This window comes from Streptosporangium sp. G11, from assembly GCF_051192615.1.
GTDB lineage: Bacteria > Actinomycetota > Actinomycetes > Streptosporangiales > Streptosporangiaceae > Streptosporangium.
Map to the genome: position 1 here is coordinate 1 of NZ_JBPJUQ010000029.1, position 17,799 is coordinate 17,799.

Genomic DNA, 17,799 nt, shown 5'->3' on the forward strand with positions numbered 1-17,799 from the left:
ACGTCCAGTTGAAGGACTTCATTAGGCGATGTCTGCATAGACGATCAGCTTAGGGCTGGCGCCTTCGACTACCTGGGTGCGCTGTTGCATCGTCCTCTGTCTTCTGCTCTGCCATAGAACGACCTCACGATCACCTCTCAAACACTCACTAAGACCCGGAAGCCCGACAACACACGAGCCGAACGGCCGGGAGACGAAGAACATCGGAACAGGCCAAGACCATGGGAATCAAAGGTGATCTCACATCACACAATGACTGCGGATGCATAATGTGATTCTGTGGCGACCGATAATCACGAAGAATCGACACGTCTCATGGCGCCGGTTCCTCACCGCTCGCCACGACCGGTCACCGCGCGTCCGGCGAGCCTGTTTTCGAGAGCTCCCCGAGAGCGAGGGCCCAGAGGTGGCTCTCCTGGATCGCGTCTCCGGTATCGGCCGGGTCGGACCCGGAGGGGCTGGGCAGGACACGGACGCCTTCGGCCCGGAGGCTTTCGACACTTCGGCGAAACGGTGCGCGTGCGGCGAGAGCGTCGTTGACGAAGGGCAGGACGACCACGGGGATGCCAAGCCCGGGGGCTTCGGCGAGGAGCCCGAGGGCGTAGGTGTCGGCGATGCCCTGCGCGAACTTGTTGACGGTGTTGTACGTGGCGGGGGCGACGATGATCGCGTCGGCCCTCGGGGGCTTCGGCTCGTCCGGTGTCCGGTATCGGCTGCGGACAGGGCGGCCGGTCCGCCGTTCCAGGGCGGGGACGTCGACGAAGTCCAGGGCGGACGGGGTCGCGACGACCTGGACGGTCCAGCCCTCGCCCTGGGCAAGGGCGACGAGACCGCCGACGTCCCGGGCGGCACCGGCCGCGCACACGATGACGTAGAGAAGCCGTCCTGACTCGGTCACGCGATCACTCCCAGGTACGCGGCACATTCACGGGCTCGGAGGTCCACGGGCCTCTCGGGCGTGTACCCGTGAGATCCCGCGTGAGATCAGCGGGCTCTTTCCGCGAGGAGATCCTTCGCGGCCTGCGACGCCTTGGCGGGGGATCCGGCGTCGAACGGCGGTCGCGGGTCGTACTCGATGGCGAGCTGGATCGCCTCGGCCGCGGTCTGACCGGCGATGCGTGCCGCCAGGGCGAGCGCCATGTCGATGCCGGAGGACACCCCGGCGGCGGTCACGACCTTCCCCTGGAACACCACGCGCTCGGCCGTATAGGTGGCCCCGAACGACTCCAGTATGTCGGCCGCGCCCCAGTGGGTCGTCGCCGAGAGCCCGGTGAGCAACCCCGCGGCCCCCAGCAGCAACGATCCGGTGCACACCGAGGTCGTCCACGTACTTCCCCCGTCCATCCGGCGGATCCAGCCGAGGAGCACGTCGTCGCCGAGCAGTGCCCGGCTCCCCGGACCTCCCGGGACGAGCAGCACGTCACAGGAGTCGACGTCGGCGAACGCCGAGCCCGCGGTGAGAACCAGAGATCCTGCGTCGTTCCGGACCGGCCCGGGCTCGACGGCCGCGAACACGACGTCGGCGCCCGGAAGGAACCTGAGCACCTCGTACGGGCCGACCGCGTCGAGCGCGGTGAACCGGTCGAACAGCGGTATGACGATACGCACGACGATTCCCCCTAGTGGCGAGGTGCCACCCACGCTTCGGAGGACACCTTGACGGGCGTGACGGACAGTGGAGACTTATGCGGTGGTCAAAACACTACGTCCCCAGAATTACAACGAGGCGATCTACGTCGGGCACTTCTTCCGTACCGGCGTGCCCGTGGTGATGGACCTCACCGGGTTACCGGACGACGAGGCGAAACAGTTCGTCGACTTCGCCGCCGGCCTGGTGTTCGGCAGAGGCGGGGACATGGACCGCCTGTCGCCCAAGGTGTTCCTGCTGATGCCTCGCGGGCTGGGCAATCGGGTACCGGTCGTCGAGGAGGTGCCGTAAGCGGGCTCACCGGCGTTACGCGAGCCGGCGGGCCTGTTCCTCTCATGAGGTCCGGGAAACTCACTACTCATGAGGTCCGGGAAGCTCGCGACCTCTTCCATCTGGCCGTGGAAGAGCCGGGGTCGTCAGTGACTTTCAGGCCGCGCTCTTCCGTTCGCGATCAAGATGCTTCATGCTGCTGACCTCGTTGATCGCGGTGGTCGCGGTGATCGCGGTGATCGCGGTGATCGCGGTGGTCGCGGTGGTCGCGGTGGTGAGCTGTTGGGAGTGATGGCGCGTGAAGAGGCGGAGCATGGCCTTTCTCCTGGTCCTGGCATTGGCCGCGGTGCCCGCACTCGGCACGGCAGCCCCGCTGGATTGCCGGGTGCGACCGCTCTCGGATTCCGACCATCTCGCGCTGCAAGAGCGGTTTTTCATGGAGGAGCTGTGGAAAGAGGAAGTTCCCTGGCCCAGCCCGACCCCGTCCGAGACGGTGCCCGGCGGTTACACGCCTGATGGGAAGGCGGGAACCGTGGCGCCCATCGGCGTCGAGATCGTGGAGCCGCCGGGCTGTCCCGAGATCAGCGATCAACGGTCTCCTTAGCGCTGCCGGCGCGATGAGGTGAGGTGGCGCCGGTCGGTCCAGGCGCTGCCGGGCGTGCGGAAGGCTTCGTGGACGTCGTCGCGTTGAGCCTGAAGCCGACATCGCGTTGAGCGTGACGCCGACGTCGCGCTCAGTGTGACGCCGGAAAAGTGTGGAGGAGTTCAAGGGCTCGTAGGGGTTTGTGCCGCTAAAAGCACGCCTTTTACTGATCTGCGTCCCCGAACCTCGCACTTCTTGACCAGACGGAGCAATCATGTCCGGACCACTTACCGGCAAAGTCGCGCTAGTCACCGGCGGATCGCGTGGCATCGGCGTCGCCACCGCTCAAGCCCTCGCCGACGCCGGTGCCGACGTCGCCATCAGCTACGCCAGTTCGGCCGAGAGGGCCCATCGGGCCGTCGAGGATCTCCGGGCCATCGGGGTCCGTGGCGCCGCCTACCGCGCCGACCAGGGGGACAACGTCCAGATCGCCGCTCTGATCAATGACGTCGTCGCCGACTTCGGGCACCTTGACATCCTGGTCAACAACGCCGGTACTCCCGCGGGCGGTCTGATCGACGATCCCGCCTCCGACCACCAGGCCCTTGACCGGCAGTTCGTCGTCAACGCCGGCGGGGTGCTGGCGACGATACGTGCCGCTGCCACGGTCCTGCGCCAGGACGGCCGCATCATCACCGTCGGCTCGGTTCTGGCCGCCCGCGCCGGTTACCAGGGTGTCGCCGACTACGCCGCGGCCAAAGCCGCGGTCACCGCCTACAGCAAGGCCGCCGCCCGCGATCTGGCGCCCCGTGGGATCACGGTCAACGTCGTCCAGCCCGGTTCCATCGAAACCGATATGAACCCCGCTGACGGCCCCTATTCCGACGCCCAGCGCGCGGCCAACGCCATGGGGCGCTACGGCCGCCCCGAAGAGGTCGCCACGGGTATCGCCTTCCTCGCCGGTCCCGGTGCCTCCTTCATCACCGGCGCCGTTTTGGACATCGACGGCGGCTATCTCGCCTGAGCCTCGAACGCCCGCCCGTCACTCCTCCTTGTTGGAATCCGTGGCCGTGGAGCCGTTCTGAGAGACGGCACGTCGGTATTGCTCGACCAGCGGCCACAACGGGCTGTCCTTCTGATCGAAGGTGTCGATATCGATGCGCTGATCCTTATCGATGATCTTCGCGTTCGACGTGTCGTCCTCCTCGGCCGGCGTGGTGACCGGTCGATTCGCCTTCTCCGGGTCGTCGCGGTTTACCAGATGGACTCCGGCCATGAGAATCAAGGCAACGCCCGGAAACGGCCACGAGACGGCCACGAGGGCCAACGCGGTGCCCACCAGGGTGACGATCACGCCGACCGGCCACGGCCGCCGGGCTCGGCCGGCGTGGACTCCACCACGGCCCGTGCCCACCGCCACGCCGCCGGGATGGCCTTGGACGGCGAGTTGGTGAAGGTGGTGGAGGAAGCCGCCGAACAGGAAAAAGGGCTGCGCCAAAGGTGCAAAAACTCCCAAAACGGCGGACCCGGTGAATCAAGGAATGGCGCGGGCCGGCCTTCCGCTTCGACAAGGCCTCTGAAAGTCATCTCGCCGACCTTCATCTACGGGAAGCCGTCCTGTGGACCCGAAGCCTTCACCCCATCCGAAGATCCGAATTTCGTACAGATCCACCGGCCTCGATCCCCCTTCTTTACCCGAATCGGTATGGAGCAGAAGATGATGAGGAGGTGGTCACCTGGGAACCCGGATGGCAAACTGGACGTTCACCAAGGGGAAGCCGGTTTCTCCCGTATCGCGGGAGGGACGCAGTTCTCATGTGGAGGACTCCCAGATGCCGCCAGAACGGCTTAAAGTTTTCACCCGAATCCTCGAAGAAGAGCACAAGAACTTCGTAGGCCGCGGCGGCGAAATCGAAGACTTCGCACGGGACGTCATCCTTGCGCCGTCACCCAGGTTCAACGTCAACATGTTCTGGGGCATCGGCGGGATCGGAAAGACATCGCTGCTTCGTGAGCTGCAGATTCGGGTGAAGGCCGCGGGATCCGCGGTATCGATGGCCACCCTCGAAACGGCTCACGCCCCGATCGACCTCATGCGCGTGTGGCGCGAACAACTGCCCGGCAGGCCCTTCCGCACCTTCGACAAAGAACTGCGCCGGTATGCACAGGTGATGGCGAAACTGCACCGGGCGACCGGCGGCCCGGCGCGTGACGGCGGAGTGACGGGCGGACTCATGGAGGCTGCCCGCGGATCCGGGATCATCGGTGGGTTCATCGCGGGCGCGATAGGCGAGGAGCGGATCCGGGCGTTCCTCTCCCAGTACCTGTCCGGCCGGGAGGCGAGCATCTTCATCCAGGGGGCGGACGTCCTCACCCGCGCTTTCTCCGCCGGAGTCAATGAGGTCGCCCGCTCGACCCGGACCCACCTCTTCCTGGACTACTACGAGGCGGCCACCGCGGAGATCGACGACTGGATGCGCCGCCTCATCACCGGAGGTCTGTCCGTCGAAGTGGTGCTGACGGTGGCGGGGAGGGAGTCGCTTCGCCGGACCAGCCCCAGGTGGGTGGAGTTCAGCACCATCCTGCGAGAACGAGAGCTCACCGCGCTGAGTGAGCCCGAGGTCAGGGAGTACCTGAACCGCGTCAGTGTCCAGGACCCCGAGGTGCGCCGGGAGATCGAGCACCTGGCCGGTGGCATCCCCTGGGCGCTGGCCCTGTCCGTGGACGCGATGCGTGAAGCGCCGTCGGCTACCGTCGAATACCACGAGGACGGTCGTACCGTCGGCGTCCGGACGATGGTGGCGAGCCGCTTCCTCAGCCAGCTCGCCGGCCAGTCCGCTCAGTTGAGGGAGACGGTGGAGGCAGCCGCCCTGACGGCCTGGTTCGACCGGGACCTGCTCCGGGAACTCGTCGGACGCGACTGCACCGAGGATATCGACCACCTTCTGCGCTTCTCGTTCCTCTCGATGCGCAGGGACGGCACCTACATGATCAAAGATGCGGTCCGTGAGGCTGTGGCCGTCCTGGTGCGGCAACAGAACCCGCTGCGGTGGAAACGGGTCAACGACACCGCGGCGCAGTATCACCAGCGGCAGCTCGCCGAAAGCCGACCGCTGACCCCTGGCTGGGGAAGACACTTTCTGGAGCTGATCCGCACCACACTGGAGACCGATCCGCTGCGTGCGGTGGAGATCTTCACCGAGAGCGTGGCGGCCCTGCCGATCCAGATCTGGAACGGCACCTGCGGTCCTGCGCTCCTGCTGCTGGAGGACCACGAGATCGCCTGTACGCACACCAGCGTCCGCTACTACCGGGGCCTGTCCCTGCTCGCCACCAACGATCTGAGTGGCGCACGGGAGATGCTCGAGCTCGTCGCCGAGTCCTCCGACGCCCAATCGTGGATGAAGATGCGAGCCTACGCGGGCATCGTCGACATTGATCACCGGGCGGGGGACGTCAGGACGTCCTTCGACGTGGCGGTCACCGCCCACGACACGGCGTTGGGCCTCGACCTCTGCGCCGACGCGGCGATCTTCGCAGCGCGTGCGGGAGAGATGAGCGGATCAATCGGTGACGAGCAGCAGTCCCTCCGCTATCTGCGTCTGGCGGAGCAGCATCTGACACGCTGCACGGACGATTTCGCCCACGGCCAGGCCGAGCTCATCCTCTGCTACACGCATACCTTCGCCGCACGGTATTCGGAGGGGACAGATCACCTGGATCGGGCGCTGGAGCGGTGGCACGCGGCAGGCTACAAGTTCGGTACCGCGCAGATACACAGCGCCCGCGCGTGGCTGGGCTGGCTGACGGGCCGGATCTCTGACGGTATCGCCTCGGCGAAAGTGGCCATCGCCTACTTCGACCAGATCGGCGACGTCTACAGCAAAGGGCTGGCCGCGCTCAACATGGCCGAGCTGGAACGGCGTCGTGGAAACCTGGACGCGGCGATCGAGTGGAATCAGACCGCTGACTCGCTCCTTACGGAGACCGGCGGTCTGCTCTACCACGCGATCGTGCTGTATCGGATCGGCCGGGCCTACCTCGACGCAGGTGACACTGACCGGGCGATAGAGCACCTGTCGAACTCGATCAGAATCCAGCGGGAGAAGATCGGAGAGAAGTATTCCGAGGGAATGGCGATGCTCTACCTTGCCGAGGCCTTCGCCATGGTCGGGGACCCGCGTGCGACCGAGACGTTGAAGAACGCGCAGAGCACCCTCGGTGCGGCGCAGAACAAATACGGCAGAGTGGCGGCGCTCGTCGTTGGCGCGGTCATCCGGCGACGGATCCGGCCGGACAGCGACGAGGCGCTGCGGGAGCTGGCCGAGGGGGTGGCCAACGCCGAAGAGCTCGGCTTCGCCGATCTCGTGGCCGAGGGCATGGCGGAACAGGCACTGGCGGAGTCCGCGGAGGACCGGGCGGTCGACGCCGTGACCACGGCGCTGCGGCACAGTCCCCACTGCGCCGCGACCGTTCTCACCAGAGTCGAGCCTGTGCTGCGCGCTGTTCCCCCTCAGCGGTCCGAGGAACTGCTCGGGCGACTCGACACGGCGACACCCGAGACGGAGCGAAGCGCCGCTGCCATCGTGCGTCTCCGTGGCATGCTGAGAAGTACCTCTCTTTGAGAAAGCACCGGGTTTGAACGTCAGCGAAGGGGTCACCGCGTTGAGCCAGAAGAAGTTCGCCGATCGCAATGCCCTGGTGCTCGGAGGTTCGGGCGGGCTGGGGACGGCCATCGCCCTCGACCTCGGGAAGGCAGGCTGCTCGGTTGCCGTTCACTACCATGAACAAAAGGAGAAGGCGCTCAGCACGGTCGACCGGATCAATCAGCTCGATGTCACGGCGGCGGCGGTGGCGGGTGATCTTTCGGTGCCGGGCTCTGCTCCAGAGATCGTTCAGCGGGCGCGCGAAGCGCTCGGCGGCCCCATCCACATCCTCGTCTACTGCGCGGGCGTCGTCACCAACAATTCGGGCTGGCAGACGGAGTCGGCAGACTCGCTGCTGCGCGCCTACACCATCAACGCGATGGGAGCGGTGCTCACCGCGCAGGCCGTCCAGCAGGACATGGCGGAGGCCGGATGGGGCAGGATCGTCGTCGTCTCAACGATCTATGGCGAGCTCGCCTCGCCGTGGGTCCTTTCCTATTCGATGTCGAAGGCGGCGCTCGACGCCGCCGTAAAGGCGTTGTCCTCCACGTGTGCCGAAGCAGGAATCACCGTGAACGCCGTGGCGCCAGGAAACATCGACACTGCGATGACGAGGAGATCAGGCGAGGAGTACATCGCCGACGTGGTGGGCAAGACCCCGCTGCGTCGTCTTGGCTCGCCCGAAGAGGTCGCCGAGGCGGTGACATACCTGTGCGGCGCCGGCTTCCTCACGGGGACCACGATCACGGTCGACGGCGGCCTTTCCAGGGCTTAGAGCCTGTCAGGCAGGCCACACCACAGGGTCTCAGAGCATCCCAAGCCGGTTCATGCGGATCTCTGCTCGGCGCAGTTCCTCGGTCACCGAGTCCAGCCGTGGCCGAAGCTCGCAGAGCAGTGTCTCCCAGCCGTCCTCGTCAGCGTGGACCCGCCGGAAGACGGAGGTCTCGACGCATTCGTCGGCGAGGCGTTTGAGCTTCGGAGCCATCCGCTGCTCGAGCCCGAACGAGCCGCTGCCGTGCCCGTTCTCCATCTCGGCGACCATCGACAGCAGCCGTGCGAAGGTCGCCGATACGTCCTGCTCGGGCCCCCGGAAGGTGGGGACGCGTGATCCGAGGATCGGGGCCTGCCGAAGGTGGCGCCAGCCGGCCGAGAACGAGAAGTCTCGCGCCATGAACGCCACGACGGGGACCCGGCAGAACGTGAGCGCTCCGAGGCACAGCACGCAGGGTTCGAGCGTGGTGTAGATGATGCACGTCCTGCGCTGTGGCCTGGTCAGCCGGTTCAGGACCTCGATCTCGGCATGCCGGAGGACCTCGGCGTGTTCGGCCGTGGAGGAGCAGCTGTTACCGGCGACCTCGATCACTGAGCCGTCGGAGTCGACGGCCGCCGCACCCACGCCCCAGCCGCGGTTCTGGTAGGACCGCCACGCTTCTGCGATGACGGTCCGCCACGGGGTGGCCGCATGGGGAGGGCTCACGATCGCTAATCGGAAGTGCGATGGTAGGTGTACGTCCCCGCGGAGAAGACTCGCACCCAGGCACTGATCTCGGTGCCGTGGAATCCGAGCTCCTCCAAGTGTCGTCCGAGGACGGCGCTGAGCTCCTCCGACAGCGCCTTGGTGGCGCCGGCCCGTACTCCTCCGGGGTCGGGCGAAGAATCGACCTCGATGTCGACGGTCTTTCGGTTCTTGACCACGTTGTGCTGAGGAGAGATTTCCAGGGAGACGAACTCCGGCCGTTCCTGGAAATGCTTTGCCACCACTTCGATCAGCAGATCGACGGCACCTACGAGTTGGTCTTCTCCGAGGACGTCGGAACGGTACTTGATATCGATGTGCGGCACGAGGACCACCTTCCGGGAAACGGTATGCGAATCAGGTGACAGAGCCCGGCCAGGCGATCAGGGCCTCATTCTCGAACGAGAGAAGCGTCCCGCCTTCCGGGCCGGGGGCGAGAGAACGCGCCAGCGCGGTGAAGGAAGAAACATCCATGGTGCATGGATCTTGGTGGCATACGAGGGCGAGAAGACCGCGCAGCTCGGAGTCCTGAAAGAGGAGATCACGCAGTGCGGCTTCGGAGCCGTGTGGCAAAGGGACGGGAAGATCGGTTCTCGTCATCCTGGAGAGAAACGGAACGTCGTGATCCGTCAGCCATTCGGCCACGACCTCGCTCTGCACCATTGCGGCGTTCTCCTGATTTTGTGCACTTCGTACGGCACGCCTGAGGCGGTAGGAGTCCGACCGGCGGGTTCTTGTGACGATAACACAGCACCCGTTCGAGTGTTCGATCATACGCAGGACACGCGAAAGAAGATACGGCCAGGACCGGCTGTAATACAGGACATGAGAGAGGAGCACCGCGGGCCTGCGGATTTCGAGTGTTTCAGGAAAGGGAAGAAAGTCCACGTCGGCCAGAAGAGGCCATGCCCGGGAGCCGTTCGCGAGATGGCCGGCGACCGCCGTGCTCAGGAGATCGCGATCCTTGTCCAGAAGGAGAGATATCGTCGGCGTGGAGGCGCGCGCGGATACGGCGAGGGAGAATCGTCCGTTTCCGCAGCCCAGGTCGATGATTGCCTCCGGGGCGATGGCGGCGAGATCTGTTCCCACATCAGCGAAGAGTTGCCGGTGGTTTCGGTCCATGACCCCCTCGACCCCGAAGGCCCGACCGTAAAGGTATTTCCATTCTCCGGTGGAGACCGGAACCGGATCCGGGAAGTCACCGCTCGCCTTCACGTTCTTCTCAGCCTCTAGACAGGTACTGCCATCGTGGGGTATTTCCACATCATATGCTCCGACGCCTTACTTCGGAGAGAGAGATGGTTCTTCATGAAACCTGCAACGGGGCCACCGCGGAAGCCGGCGGACCACGCCAGGGCGGCCCGATGAGCACCGCCGGTGATGGAGAAGCCACCGAGCGTCTGGCCACGGCCTTCGATCAACAAGATGCCGACGAGCTCAGGAAGGCGGTGCGGATCCTGGTCGCGCGGCACCGGCTGACCGGCTTCCGTCCTTACTGGCATGCGCTCGGCTTCTTCCGGATCGAGCTCGCGCAGGATTCGGAGGGGCGTCGCTACGCGTTGCACTGCTGGCCCGAGAGAGAGCGGCACACCCAGGATCCCGCATGGCTCGTCCACAGCCACGCCTGGGATCTCGAAAGCACGATCCTGTCCGGATCAATCCGTGATCTGCAGTACGAGAATCTTCCGGAGGAGGCCGGCGACCTGGCGGGCCCGCTCTATCTCGCCTCCGCCGTCCACATGGCCTCCAGCTTGAGGCGGACGGAGACCGTCCTCTCACTCGCCGGCGAGGAAGACAGCTCTCTGCGGGAAGGTGAGTTTTACACCGTCCCGCTGGCCCGGTACCACCAGAGCATCGTCGCCGGATCAGACTTCTGTATGACGCTGATGAGGCGTGGTGACCGGATCCGTCAGAATGCGCGCGTCCTCGGCGAATTCGGCTTCGCAGAGGAGCTCGTCTATCGCAGGGAGATGGTCTCGCTCCCCCTGGTCGATCTCTGCTTTGGACGGATCTGATTCCAGGTGGTCGGCGGCGTCCATCGCCATGTCAGCCGGCCGGGATGGATCCACGGTGACCTGCGTATCCTGATACGCCGCCGAGCGGCACGCGTATAGGGGATGTGCGCGATCGTCGAGCGTGGGACAAGACGGCTCCAGTCACGGAAAAGCAGCGCACCCTGCGGAGTCCAGCCAGGAAGCTGATCGCGAAGCAGCAGGAGGTCGGATTCGGTCGAGACGACCACGGTCCTTTCCGCGAGCGCCTGCACGATCTGGCGACGGGATTCGGGGAACGGCGGTGCGAGAACCAGGTCACGGCGTCGCCACGGGGGGATACGGGTGATGGCGTGTGGCGGCGGACAGAAGATCCACGCGAAGGTGCGCAATCGAGTGGACCCATCGAACTGCGCGATCACCAAGGCGGTGATCTCGGGCTTCGGGGCGCGGGTGGCCTCCAGCACCGCGATCGCGAATCGACTCGCCGCCCTCGCCTCCACCATAGGCCCTCCTGAGCGACTCCTACCTGCGCAACTCCCCGAAGACACCTGTGATAGAGCACATCAATGACAGCGTCAAATGTCAACCTCCAAAATCATCTACAAGTATTCTTAGTGCGTTTACTGTCATTTCATTGCTAATTGGATGCCAGGCGGAAACGGTCATGCTTCGGCAAGATCGCATGCCGGACGGCCTGGGCTCCGGTTCGTGGTCCGCCGGCACAGAGGTCGGCTCCCTGCGGCCGATGCCGACCTTCGCCTCCCCCTCAGCCGCCTTCCGTATTTTCCGATCGGAGGGGTTGACGTAGTTGTGGTGCCACGGTTTTCTTCCTTGTGAGTCTTGCCGAGATTACGAGGTCGCGTTCATGGACGAAGTCGACCAAGATGCCATGACCAGCAAGGACCGGCCATCTCTGACCGATATGATGAATCACTTCATCACGGATTCTCCCGAGTACTCGGAAATCCTGGCCGTCGAAGTCGGCGGGTCGGTCGGCAGGGACGAGTCGGACGATGACTCCGACCTTGATTTTTTTATCTATGTCCGGAGGAATTCTCTACATTCCTTCGTCGAGGAAAAGGCCCTGGATCTCCTGCGCGCCCTGGTGTCACCCTGGATCTTCCACGGCCCCGAATACAAGGAGAATTTCGGCTGGACCTTCACCGGCGTGCAAAGATCTCACGGGTGTGTTTCGATCATCGTACGTGACGAAACGCAGCTTGAACCGAACTACATGAGGGGGGCGGGTGGAAAGATCGCCCATGATCCGGCCAACCTTCTGCGTCGGTCGCTGGCCCAATCGGCTCTGACCTCCATCCCGACTGTCGCCCTTGCGAGGTCGGCGATGGTTGATAGCTACATCAAGATCATGAAGGTCGCGAAAGAAATCTCCAGAGGAAACGACTGGCAGGCACGTAAATACTATCGACAGATTCTGGAGAACGCGACCCTTCTGGTCCGAGTGATTACGGGAGTCCCTCCACGCGGGCGAAGCTATCGCCATCCGGGACGCGGAATGGAACGCGAAATCCCGCAGGCGCGGAGCAAGGAGATCAGGCGGTTGGAGACCGACTGCATGAAATCCATAACACCCGACCTCATCATCCGCACCACCGCCCTCATGGCGGATCTCGCGACCCGGCTTGACGACGTGGAGCTCGATATCAATTGGAACGACCTTGGCCGTCGGACAGCCGGCGCCCTGAGGGCCGATTCGAGCCCGCCAGGACCTTTGTGAACGTCGCCATCTCGATGACCTGTGGTCGCGCGTCTCAAAAGCGAGGGTCATAGGCTTGATCGACCGACGTCATTGAAGTGGACGCGCACACGTCATACGCCTTCGACCGTTGAATGGGTGGAGGGGGCGCGCCGTCCGTCGTCGGAGTTCGCACGGTGCCGAATGCGGTCCTCTTGGATTGAGCCGAGCCTGCGCATGAGCCGTTGAAGGCCCTTTTCTCTGAGAATCGGGCGCCTTGTGGAAACGCGGCCCTGGTATCTCGAAACCCAACTGGAGCAGAGGACGGTCCCCGCAGGCGGTTTCCCTCGCTCACGTGGCACGGCCCATCGCCTCACCGGCTTGTTCGGCCGCCCGCCGGCACCCGACCCGGGCAAGCGCCGCCCGGCCCACGATGACACCCCGGTCCTGGTGCGGCACGCGGCGGCGCCCCTGCGGAGAGCGTGGGATTCGAACCCACGAGACCGGTCACCCGGCCCAACGGCTTTCAGGAGGGCTGCGTTTCCCGCAGAGAGAAGGGATCTCACCAGGGCGGCAGCATCTTCCCGTGCCTCAACCGCCGAGGATCATCCCGCGTATATCCCGCAACGGCCATGACCGGCCTCGGGCTGTCGGGCACGCAGTGGGTACGCCTCCGATGTCTCCCCCCAAACCGCATTAGCAGCTCTGATCTTGTCCGTTCAGGACAACCCGGTGCCCGTCGATCGCCCCCGGCCCCGAGCGGAGATGGCAACCATCAGGCGATCGGGAGGGCGGCACCGATCCAGAACCGCGTCCTCGTCGAGAACTCACTCCGCGCCCTCCGCCCTTTAAAAAGTCGTTTCAGGCTGAGGCCCGCAAGTGGCGAAGGTAGATGACGCAGGCCAGGGCATGCATCCCTTGATGCGGATCGGTTCGGCCATGCCGGCATAGATCGACGTCCTGCCCGCGTCCTTGCTTGGTGACATCGCGAGGAGGACAGGTGGATCCAGGATTTGAGGCGGACTTCCGGGAGTTCGTCATCGATCGATCAGGGGCGCTGTTCCGTACCGCGTACTTGCTGACCGGCGATCGGCACGCCGCCGAGGACTTGATGCAGTCGGCACTGTCGAAGACAGCGGTGAAGTGGCGCAGCCTGCGCGACCCCGCGGCCATCGAGGGGTACGTCCGCCGCGCCATGTACCACGAACAGGTGAGCTGGTGGCGGCGCCGTTCCCGCGTCGCGGAAGTGTCCACCGGATGGCTGCCCGAACAGATCGGCGACGGGCACGCCGAGATGGTGGATCTTCGCCTGGTGATGCGTGCGGCTCTTGCCCGGCTGACACCCCGGCAGCGGACCATGCTCGTGCTGCGCTACTTCGAAGACCTGTCCGAGACCGAGATCGCGCGTTTGCTCGGTGTCAGGGTGGGGTCGGTGCGCAGCCAGATTTACCGGTCGTTGGAGCGTCTGAAGAAGGCCGCACCTGAACTGAGCACCGTGAGGGAGTTCGGATGAGCATCGAGGATCTGCTGCGCGAGACCCTTTCCGACATGGCCCATGAGGAGCAGCCACCCCCACCGGGTCGGTTCCTCCGCGTCAACCGGAGTCGATCCCGTCGGTGCGGCCTCGCCCTGGCGGCGGCGGCGACCGTAACCGTGATGGCGGTCGGATCCACGCTCGTGGTCCAGGGCCTGTCCTCTCGGACGGCGGCCCCCGAGGTTCTCACCGGGCAGGGCTCCGGCGAGACGCGTGCGGAGACCCGGATCACCGTGACGGTGCACGAAGGACTGCGGCTCTCCCAGGTCTTGAAGGATCTGTCGACCGCCACCGGCAAGCCGCTGGAGAAGTTCGAGCGGGCCGCCAAGGACGGCAGGGCGCTCGGCCTTCCGGCCTACGCCAAGGGCGCGCTGGAAGGATTCGCCTTCCCCGGAACCTATGAGGTCTTGCCCATATCGAGCCCCGACGAACTCCTCGCCGCGATGGTGGCACGCTTCGATCGCGCCGCCGAGGACAGCGACCTGGTCGACGGCGCCGGGCGTGTCGGCCGTACGCCACTGGAGATCATGACCATCGCCAGCATCGTCCAGGCCGAGTCGCACAACAAGCGCGACATGCCCAAGATCGCGCGGGTCATCTACAACCGGCTGAACCACACGCCCGAGATGAAGCTGGGGTTGGACAGCACGGTTCTGTACGGCCTGAACAAGTTCGGCATCAGGGCCTCGAACGAGGATCTCAAGAGCCGGTCGCGGTACAACACCTATGCGCGCCTCGGCCTGCCGCCCGGTCCCATCGGCAACCCGGGCGCCGATGCCCTCGAAGCTGCTCTGAAGCCGGCCGCCGGGCCCTGGCTGTACTTCGTGACGACCGATCGGGAGAAGGGCATCACGAAGTTCGCCGCCTCCGAATCCGAGTTCTTCAAGCTGGTCGAGGAGTTCAAGAAGAACCGCAGGAGCGGGTGATGGAGCGGCGCGATCCTCGGTTCATCGATGGGGCACGCTCCCTCTCCTCGTACCTTCGTTGGGTCGCGATGACGCTCTGAACCGCGCCGGGACAGACCAAAGCCTCCAGCAATCCCGGCGCGGTTCAACCTGAACCGCGCCGGGATTGCTGGAGGCCCAACGCGGGCCGGGTATCCGGCTCCAATCCACCATCTCCACCGTCGCTCCTCGAAGGCGTCCCGCAGCGATTCTTCCAACGCGACCTGCGCGGATGCGACCAACATCATTCCGCGCATATTCCGCGAACACCGACTCAGGGCCGCTCAGAGCGGCATACGGCCGCACATCCCGGAAACGAACAACGGCGCCCGATCCGAGGGAAGTCCCTGGTCAGACGCCGTTTCTGATGCTCAGCGGAGAGCGTGGGATTCGAACCCACGAGACCGGTCACCCGGCCTAGCGGTTTTCAAGACCGCCGCCATCGTCCACTAGGCGAGCTCTCCTGATGACACGTCCAAAGAACGCGTCAGATTGCACCCTAGTCTCTCATTGGCCCGGGCGTGCCCGGACCCGGCGGGTGCCACGGCTCCAATCTGGAGACGTGGCACCCGCCGGGTGTGGATCAGGGCTGGGGGCCGGCGAAACCGTCGCCGACCGAGGCGGCCAGGCGGAGGTAGGACTCGCGGGTGGCGGCCTGGAGCCTTTCCAGGTCGATCTCCGCGCCCTCCTCAAGGTGCGGGTCGTAGGGAACGCGGATGACGGCGCGGCAACGGGCCGCGAAGTGGGCTTCCAGGCGGTCGAGGTCGACGGTCGACTTCGAGCGCGGGCGGACGCTGCACAGCACCACGGTCGCGGAGCGGACGAGCTCCTCGTAGTGGTGGGCCTCCAGCCAGTCGAGGGTCGCCGAGGCGGCGCGGGCGCCGTCCACGGAGGGGGAACTGACCAGGACGAGCTGGTCGGCCAGGCCGAGGACGCCGGACATGGCCGAGTGGAGCAGGCCGGTGCCACAGTCGGTGATGCAGATCGAGTAGAAGTTCTCCAGGACCTGGGAGACCGACTGGTAGTCGGCCGCGCTGAAGGCCTCGGACACCGACGGGTCCCGGTCGGAGGCGAGGATCTCCAGGCGCGACGGGGCCTGGGAGGTGAAGGCCCGGATGTCGACGTACCTCTTGATCTGCTGGCGCTCGTTCAGCAGGTCGCGGACGGTCGCGGAGGTTTCGAGTTCCACCTTGTCCGACAGGGTGCCCCGGTCGGGGTTGGCGTCGACCGCGATCACCCGGTCGCCACGCACCTGGGCCAGAGTGGCGCCGAGGCCGACCGTGGTCGTGGTCTTGCCGACACCACCCTTGAGGCTGAGCACGGCGACGCGGTGGTGGCCGGTGGCCACCGGGGTGCGTGCGCGGCCGACCAGCTCCCTGCGGCGGCGGACCTCCGGGGACTCGCCCGGTTTGATCAGCCCGGCCGACGCCTTGTAGACCAGCTTCCGCCAGCCTCCGGCGGGCGCGTTGCGACGGCCCCTCAGCAGCGACTCCGGGTCAAGGCTGTCGGCGGACTGCCGGGGAGCCGTGCCCGGAGGCTGATGCCTGACCGGTGCGCCGAAGACGGGTGCCGGAGCCGTCTGGCGGCGGCGTGCCTGGTACGGCTCCCGCACCGGTTCGGACGCGTCCCGCCCGGGTGCGAAGGGGTTCTCCCGTTCCGCGCGCTCCTGGGGCGAGACGGTCTCCCGCTCGGAGGCGGGCGGCGCGTCCCGGCCCGGCGCGAAGGCCGTGGGACCGGAGAAGGCGGCGAAACCAGAGGAACCGGAGGAAGAAGCCGACGGAGCCGAGTTGGAGCGCTCCGTACCGAAGGAGCGCGAAGTGGTCTCAGAACCGAAGGAACCCGAGGTGGAGGGACGCTCCGGCGACGCGGCCGGTTCGGGCCTGTCGGTGCCGAAGGATTCGGGGGCCCGGAACGGCTCCGACTCCGGTTCGGGCTCGGGACTGGACGAAGCGACGGGCGCCGGAACGGGTTCGAAGCGATCCGAGGCGGGTTCGAAGCGCTCGGGTGCCTGCCTGGGCGACTCCTTCGCCGCCGACGTCACCGTGGACTCGAAGGACTCGAAGGGTTCGAAGATCGTACGGTCGTGCTCGGCACCGGCACCGGGGAACCGGTCGCCACCGTCGGACGTGCCGGACGCACCGGACGTGCCGGATCCGGACGTGCCGGACGGGGACCTGTCGGCGTCGGTGGCTCCGGTCGAGAAATCTCCGCTGGTCGAGGAGAAGTCCTTGCCGCCCGAGGTGGATCGCGTGCCGCCGCTTCCGAAGGAGAAGCGGTCGGAGTCGGTGTCGCCGAACTCCGTACTGCCGAAGGTGAACCGCTGGGTGTCCGAGGACGACGGCTTGAGCGGCTCCAGGTCGGAGGGCTCGGCCGGGGCGGGAGCGGAGGCGGCGGGCGTGAAAGGTTCGGCCGGCTCCGCCGGGCGCTGGGGTTGCTCGAACAGGCCCCGGGACGGCTCCTGGGCGGGCGCCGCGAACGGGGTGCGGATGTGCGGCTCGGTGAAGTCGGCGAGACCGTAGTCGCCGGCTTCGGCCGGCTCCGGGCGCGGCAGAGGCTTGAGCGGCGCGAGGAAGCCGTCGTTGTCCTGCTTGCCGGAGGCCGGGGCGGGCACGGTGAAGGAACTCACCGTGTCGGAGGCCTCGATCCACTCGGCCGCGTCAGCGTCCTCCACCGGCGGGTCGGCCGGGTGAGCCGAGTCGACGGCCGCGCGGAACAACGGCGAGGACGTCGCGTCGGACTCGGTGGGGACCAGGCTCCACGGGTCCTTCGGGTACGGCGAAACGACGGCGTCGTCCGTCACGCCGGCCTTCACCGCCAGGGCGGGCGCCTCCTCCTCCTGCTCCTTGATGGCGTCAAGCCACGCGAGCTGTTCCTCGAGAGATTCCTCACGATCGTGTCTTGCCACCGTGTTCCCCCTCGGGATGGGCATAAAAGGGCAGCAAACACATAGCAGGTTAACGCCCTGTGT

At 65.9% G+C, this 17,799-nt stretch carries 18 protein-coding genes and 1 tRNA gene; 9 read left to right on the forward strand and 10 right to left on the reverse strand.

Translation table 11 applies throughout. The features are described from left to right. Positions 1-349: 349 nt before the first annotated feature. Positions 350-898 carry a flavoprotein gene (locus ACSDR0_RS25130; protein WP_435291333.1) on the reverse strand — a complete coding sequence of 183 codons (549 nt, stop codon included), beginning with the start codon at positions 896-898 and terminating at the stop codon, positions 350-352. Positions 899-984: 86 nt separating this feature from the next. Beyond that, the gene (locus ACSDR0_RS25135) at positions 985-1,608 is read right to left on the reverse strand and encodes a DJ-1/PfpI family protein (protein WP_435291334.1); all 624 of its coding nucleotides are present in this window, start codon (positions 1,606-1,608) and stop codon (positions 985-987) included. A gap of 82 nt (positions 1,609-1,690) precedes the next feature. On the opposite strand from ACSDR0_RS25135, the gene ACSDR0_RS25140 reads away from it, so the two are divergent. Beyond that, positions 1,691-1,939 carry a cell division protein SepF gene (locus tag ACSDR0_RS25140; RefSeq protein ID WP_435291335.1) on the forward strand — a complete coding sequence of 83 codons (249 nt, stop codon included), beginning with the start codon at positions 1,691-1,693 and terminating at the stop codon, positions 1,937-1,939. A 135-nt stretch (positions 1,940-2,074) separates the two neighbouring features. On the opposite strand, the gene ACSDR0_RS25145 is transcribed toward ACSDR0_RS25140, so the two are convergent. Then, positions 2,075-2,233, reverse strand: coding sequence for a hypothetical protein (locus tag ACSDR0_RS25145; RefSeq protein WP_435291336.1), 159 nt, complete (start codon positions 2,231-2,233; stop codon positions 2,075-2,077). On the opposite strand from ACSDR0_RS25145, the gene ACSDR0_RS25150 reads away from it, so the two are divergent. After that, positions 2,232-2,522, forward strand: coding sequence for a hypothetical protein (locus ACSDR0_RS25150; protein ID WP_435291337.1), 291 nt, complete (start codon positions 2,232-2,234; stop codon positions 2,520-2,522). The genes ACSDR0_RS25145 and ACSDR0_RS25150 overlap by 2 nt on opposite strands. Positions 2,523-2,775: 253 nt before the next feature. Then, positions 2,776-3,525: an SDR family NAD(P)-dependent oxidoreductase gene (locus tag ACSDR0_RS25155; RefSeq protein WP_435291338.1), complete on the forward strand. Its 750-nt coding sequence runs from the start codon at positions 2,776-2,778 to the stop codon at positions 3,523-3,525. Positions 3,526-3,543: 18 nt separating this feature from the next. Here ACSDR0_RS25155 and ACSDR0_RS25160 read toward each other — a convergent pair whose 3' ends face one another. After that, the gene (locus ACSDR0_RS25160; RefSeq protein WP_435291339.1) at positions 3,544-3,999 is read right to left on the reverse strand and encodes a hypothetical protein; all 456 of its coding nucleotides are present in this window, start codon (positions 3,997-3,999) and stop codon (positions 3,544-3,546) included. A 334-nt stretch (positions 4,000-4,333) separates the two neighbouring features. Between ACSDR0_RS25160 and ACSDR0_RS25165 the strand changes: the two genes are divergently transcribed. After that, positions 4,334-7,126, forward strand: coding sequence for a tetratricopeptide repeat protein (locus tag ACSDR0_RS25165; protein ID WP_435291340.1), 2,793 nt, complete (start codon positions 4,334-4,336; stop codon positions 7,124-7,126). 13 nt (positions 7,127-7,139) lie between these two features. After that, positions 7,140-7,922 carry an SDR family NAD(P)-dependent oxidoreductase gene (locus ACSDR0_RS25170; protein ID WP_435291341.1) on the forward strand — a complete coding sequence of 261 codons (783 nt, stop codon included), beginning with the start codon at positions 7,140-7,142 and terminating at the stop codon, positions 7,920-7,922. Between the two features lie 30 nt (positions 7,923-7,952). On the opposite strand, the gene ACSDR0_RS25175 is transcribed toward ACSDR0_RS25170, so the two are convergent. The 3 genes from ACSDR0_RS25175 to ACSDR0_RS25185 are packed head-to-tail and all read right to left on the reverse strand — an operon-like array spanning position 7,953 to position 9,926. Then, positions 7,953-8,624, reverse strand: coding sequence for a nucleoside deaminase (locus ACSDR0_RS25175; protein WP_435291342.1), 672 nt, complete (start codon positions 8,622-8,624; stop codon positions 7,953-7,955). Positions 8,625-8,629: 5 nt separating this feature from the next. Next, positions 8,630-8,989 carry a hypothetical protein gene (locus tag ACSDR0_RS25180; RefSeq protein WP_435291343.1) on the reverse strand — a complete coding sequence of 120 codons (360 nt, stop codon included), beginning with the start codon at positions 8,987-8,989 and terminating at the stop codon, positions 8,630-8,632. A 31-nt stretch (positions 8,990-9,020) separates the two neighbouring features. Further along, positions 9,021-9,926, reverse strand: coding sequence for a hypothetical protein (locus ACSDR0_RS25185; protein ID WP_435291344.1), 906 nt, complete (start codon positions 9,924-9,926; stop codon positions 9,021-9,023). Positions 9,927-10,027: 101 nt separating this feature from the next. Here ACSDR0_RS25185 and ACSDR0_RS25190 point away from each other — a divergent pair, with 101 nt between their 5' ends. Beyond that, positions 10,028-10,678: a hypothetical protein gene (locus ACSDR0_RS25190; protein WP_435291345.1), complete on the forward strand. Its 651-nt coding sequence runs from the start codon at positions 10,028-10,030 to the stop codon at positions 10,676-10,678. On the opposite strand, the gene ACSDR0_RS25195 is transcribed toward ACSDR0_RS25190, so the two are convergent. Further along, positions 10,621-11,160, reverse strand: a complete 540-nt coding sequence (locus ACSDR0_RS25195) for a hypothetical protein (RefSeq protein ID WP_435291346.1) — start codon at positions 11,158-11,160, stop codon at positions 10,621-10,623. The genes ACSDR0_RS25190 and ACSDR0_RS25195 overlap by 58 nt on opposite strands. A 362-nt stretch (positions 11,161-11,522) precedes the next feature. On the opposite strand from ACSDR0_RS25195, the gene ACSDR0_RS25200 reads away from it, so the two are divergent. From ACSDR0_RS25200 to mltG, 3 genes are all read left to right on the forward strand, one after another. Continuing rightward, on the forward strand, positions 11,523-12,395 hold the full coding sequence (locus ACSDR0_RS25200) for a hypothetical protein (protein ID WP_435291347.1): 873 nt from the start codon (positions 11,523-11,525) through the stop codon (positions 12,393-12,395). Positions 12,396-13,353: 958 nt separating this feature from the next. Then, positions 13,354-13,866, forward strand: coding sequence for a SigE family RNA polymerase sigma factor (locus ACSDR0_RS25205; RefSeq protein ID WP_435291348.1), 513 nt, complete (start codon positions 13,354-13,356; stop codon positions 13,864-13,866). Beyond that, on the forward strand, positions 13,863-14,813 hold the full coding sequence (gene mltG, locus ACSDR0_RS25210) for an endolytic transglycosylase MltG (protein WP_435291349.1): 951 nt from the start codon (positions 13,863-13,865) through the stop codon (positions 14,811-14,813). The genes ACSDR0_RS25205 and mltG overlap by 4 nt, the downstream gene beginning before the upstream one ends. A gap of 393 nt (positions 14,814-15,206) precedes the next feature. On the opposite strand, the gene ACSDR0_RS25215 is transcribed toward mltG, so the two are convergent. Further along, a tRNA-Ser gene (locus ACSDR0_RS25215) sits at positions 15,207-15,295 on the reverse strand. 119 nt (positions 15,296-15,414) lie between these two features. Beyond that, entirely contained in the window at positions 15,415-17,736 is a 2,322-nt protein-coding gene (locus tag ACSDR0_RS25220; RefSeq protein WP_435291350.1) for an AAA family ATPase, read from the reverse strand. Positions 17,737-17,799: the final 63 nt, after the last annotated feature.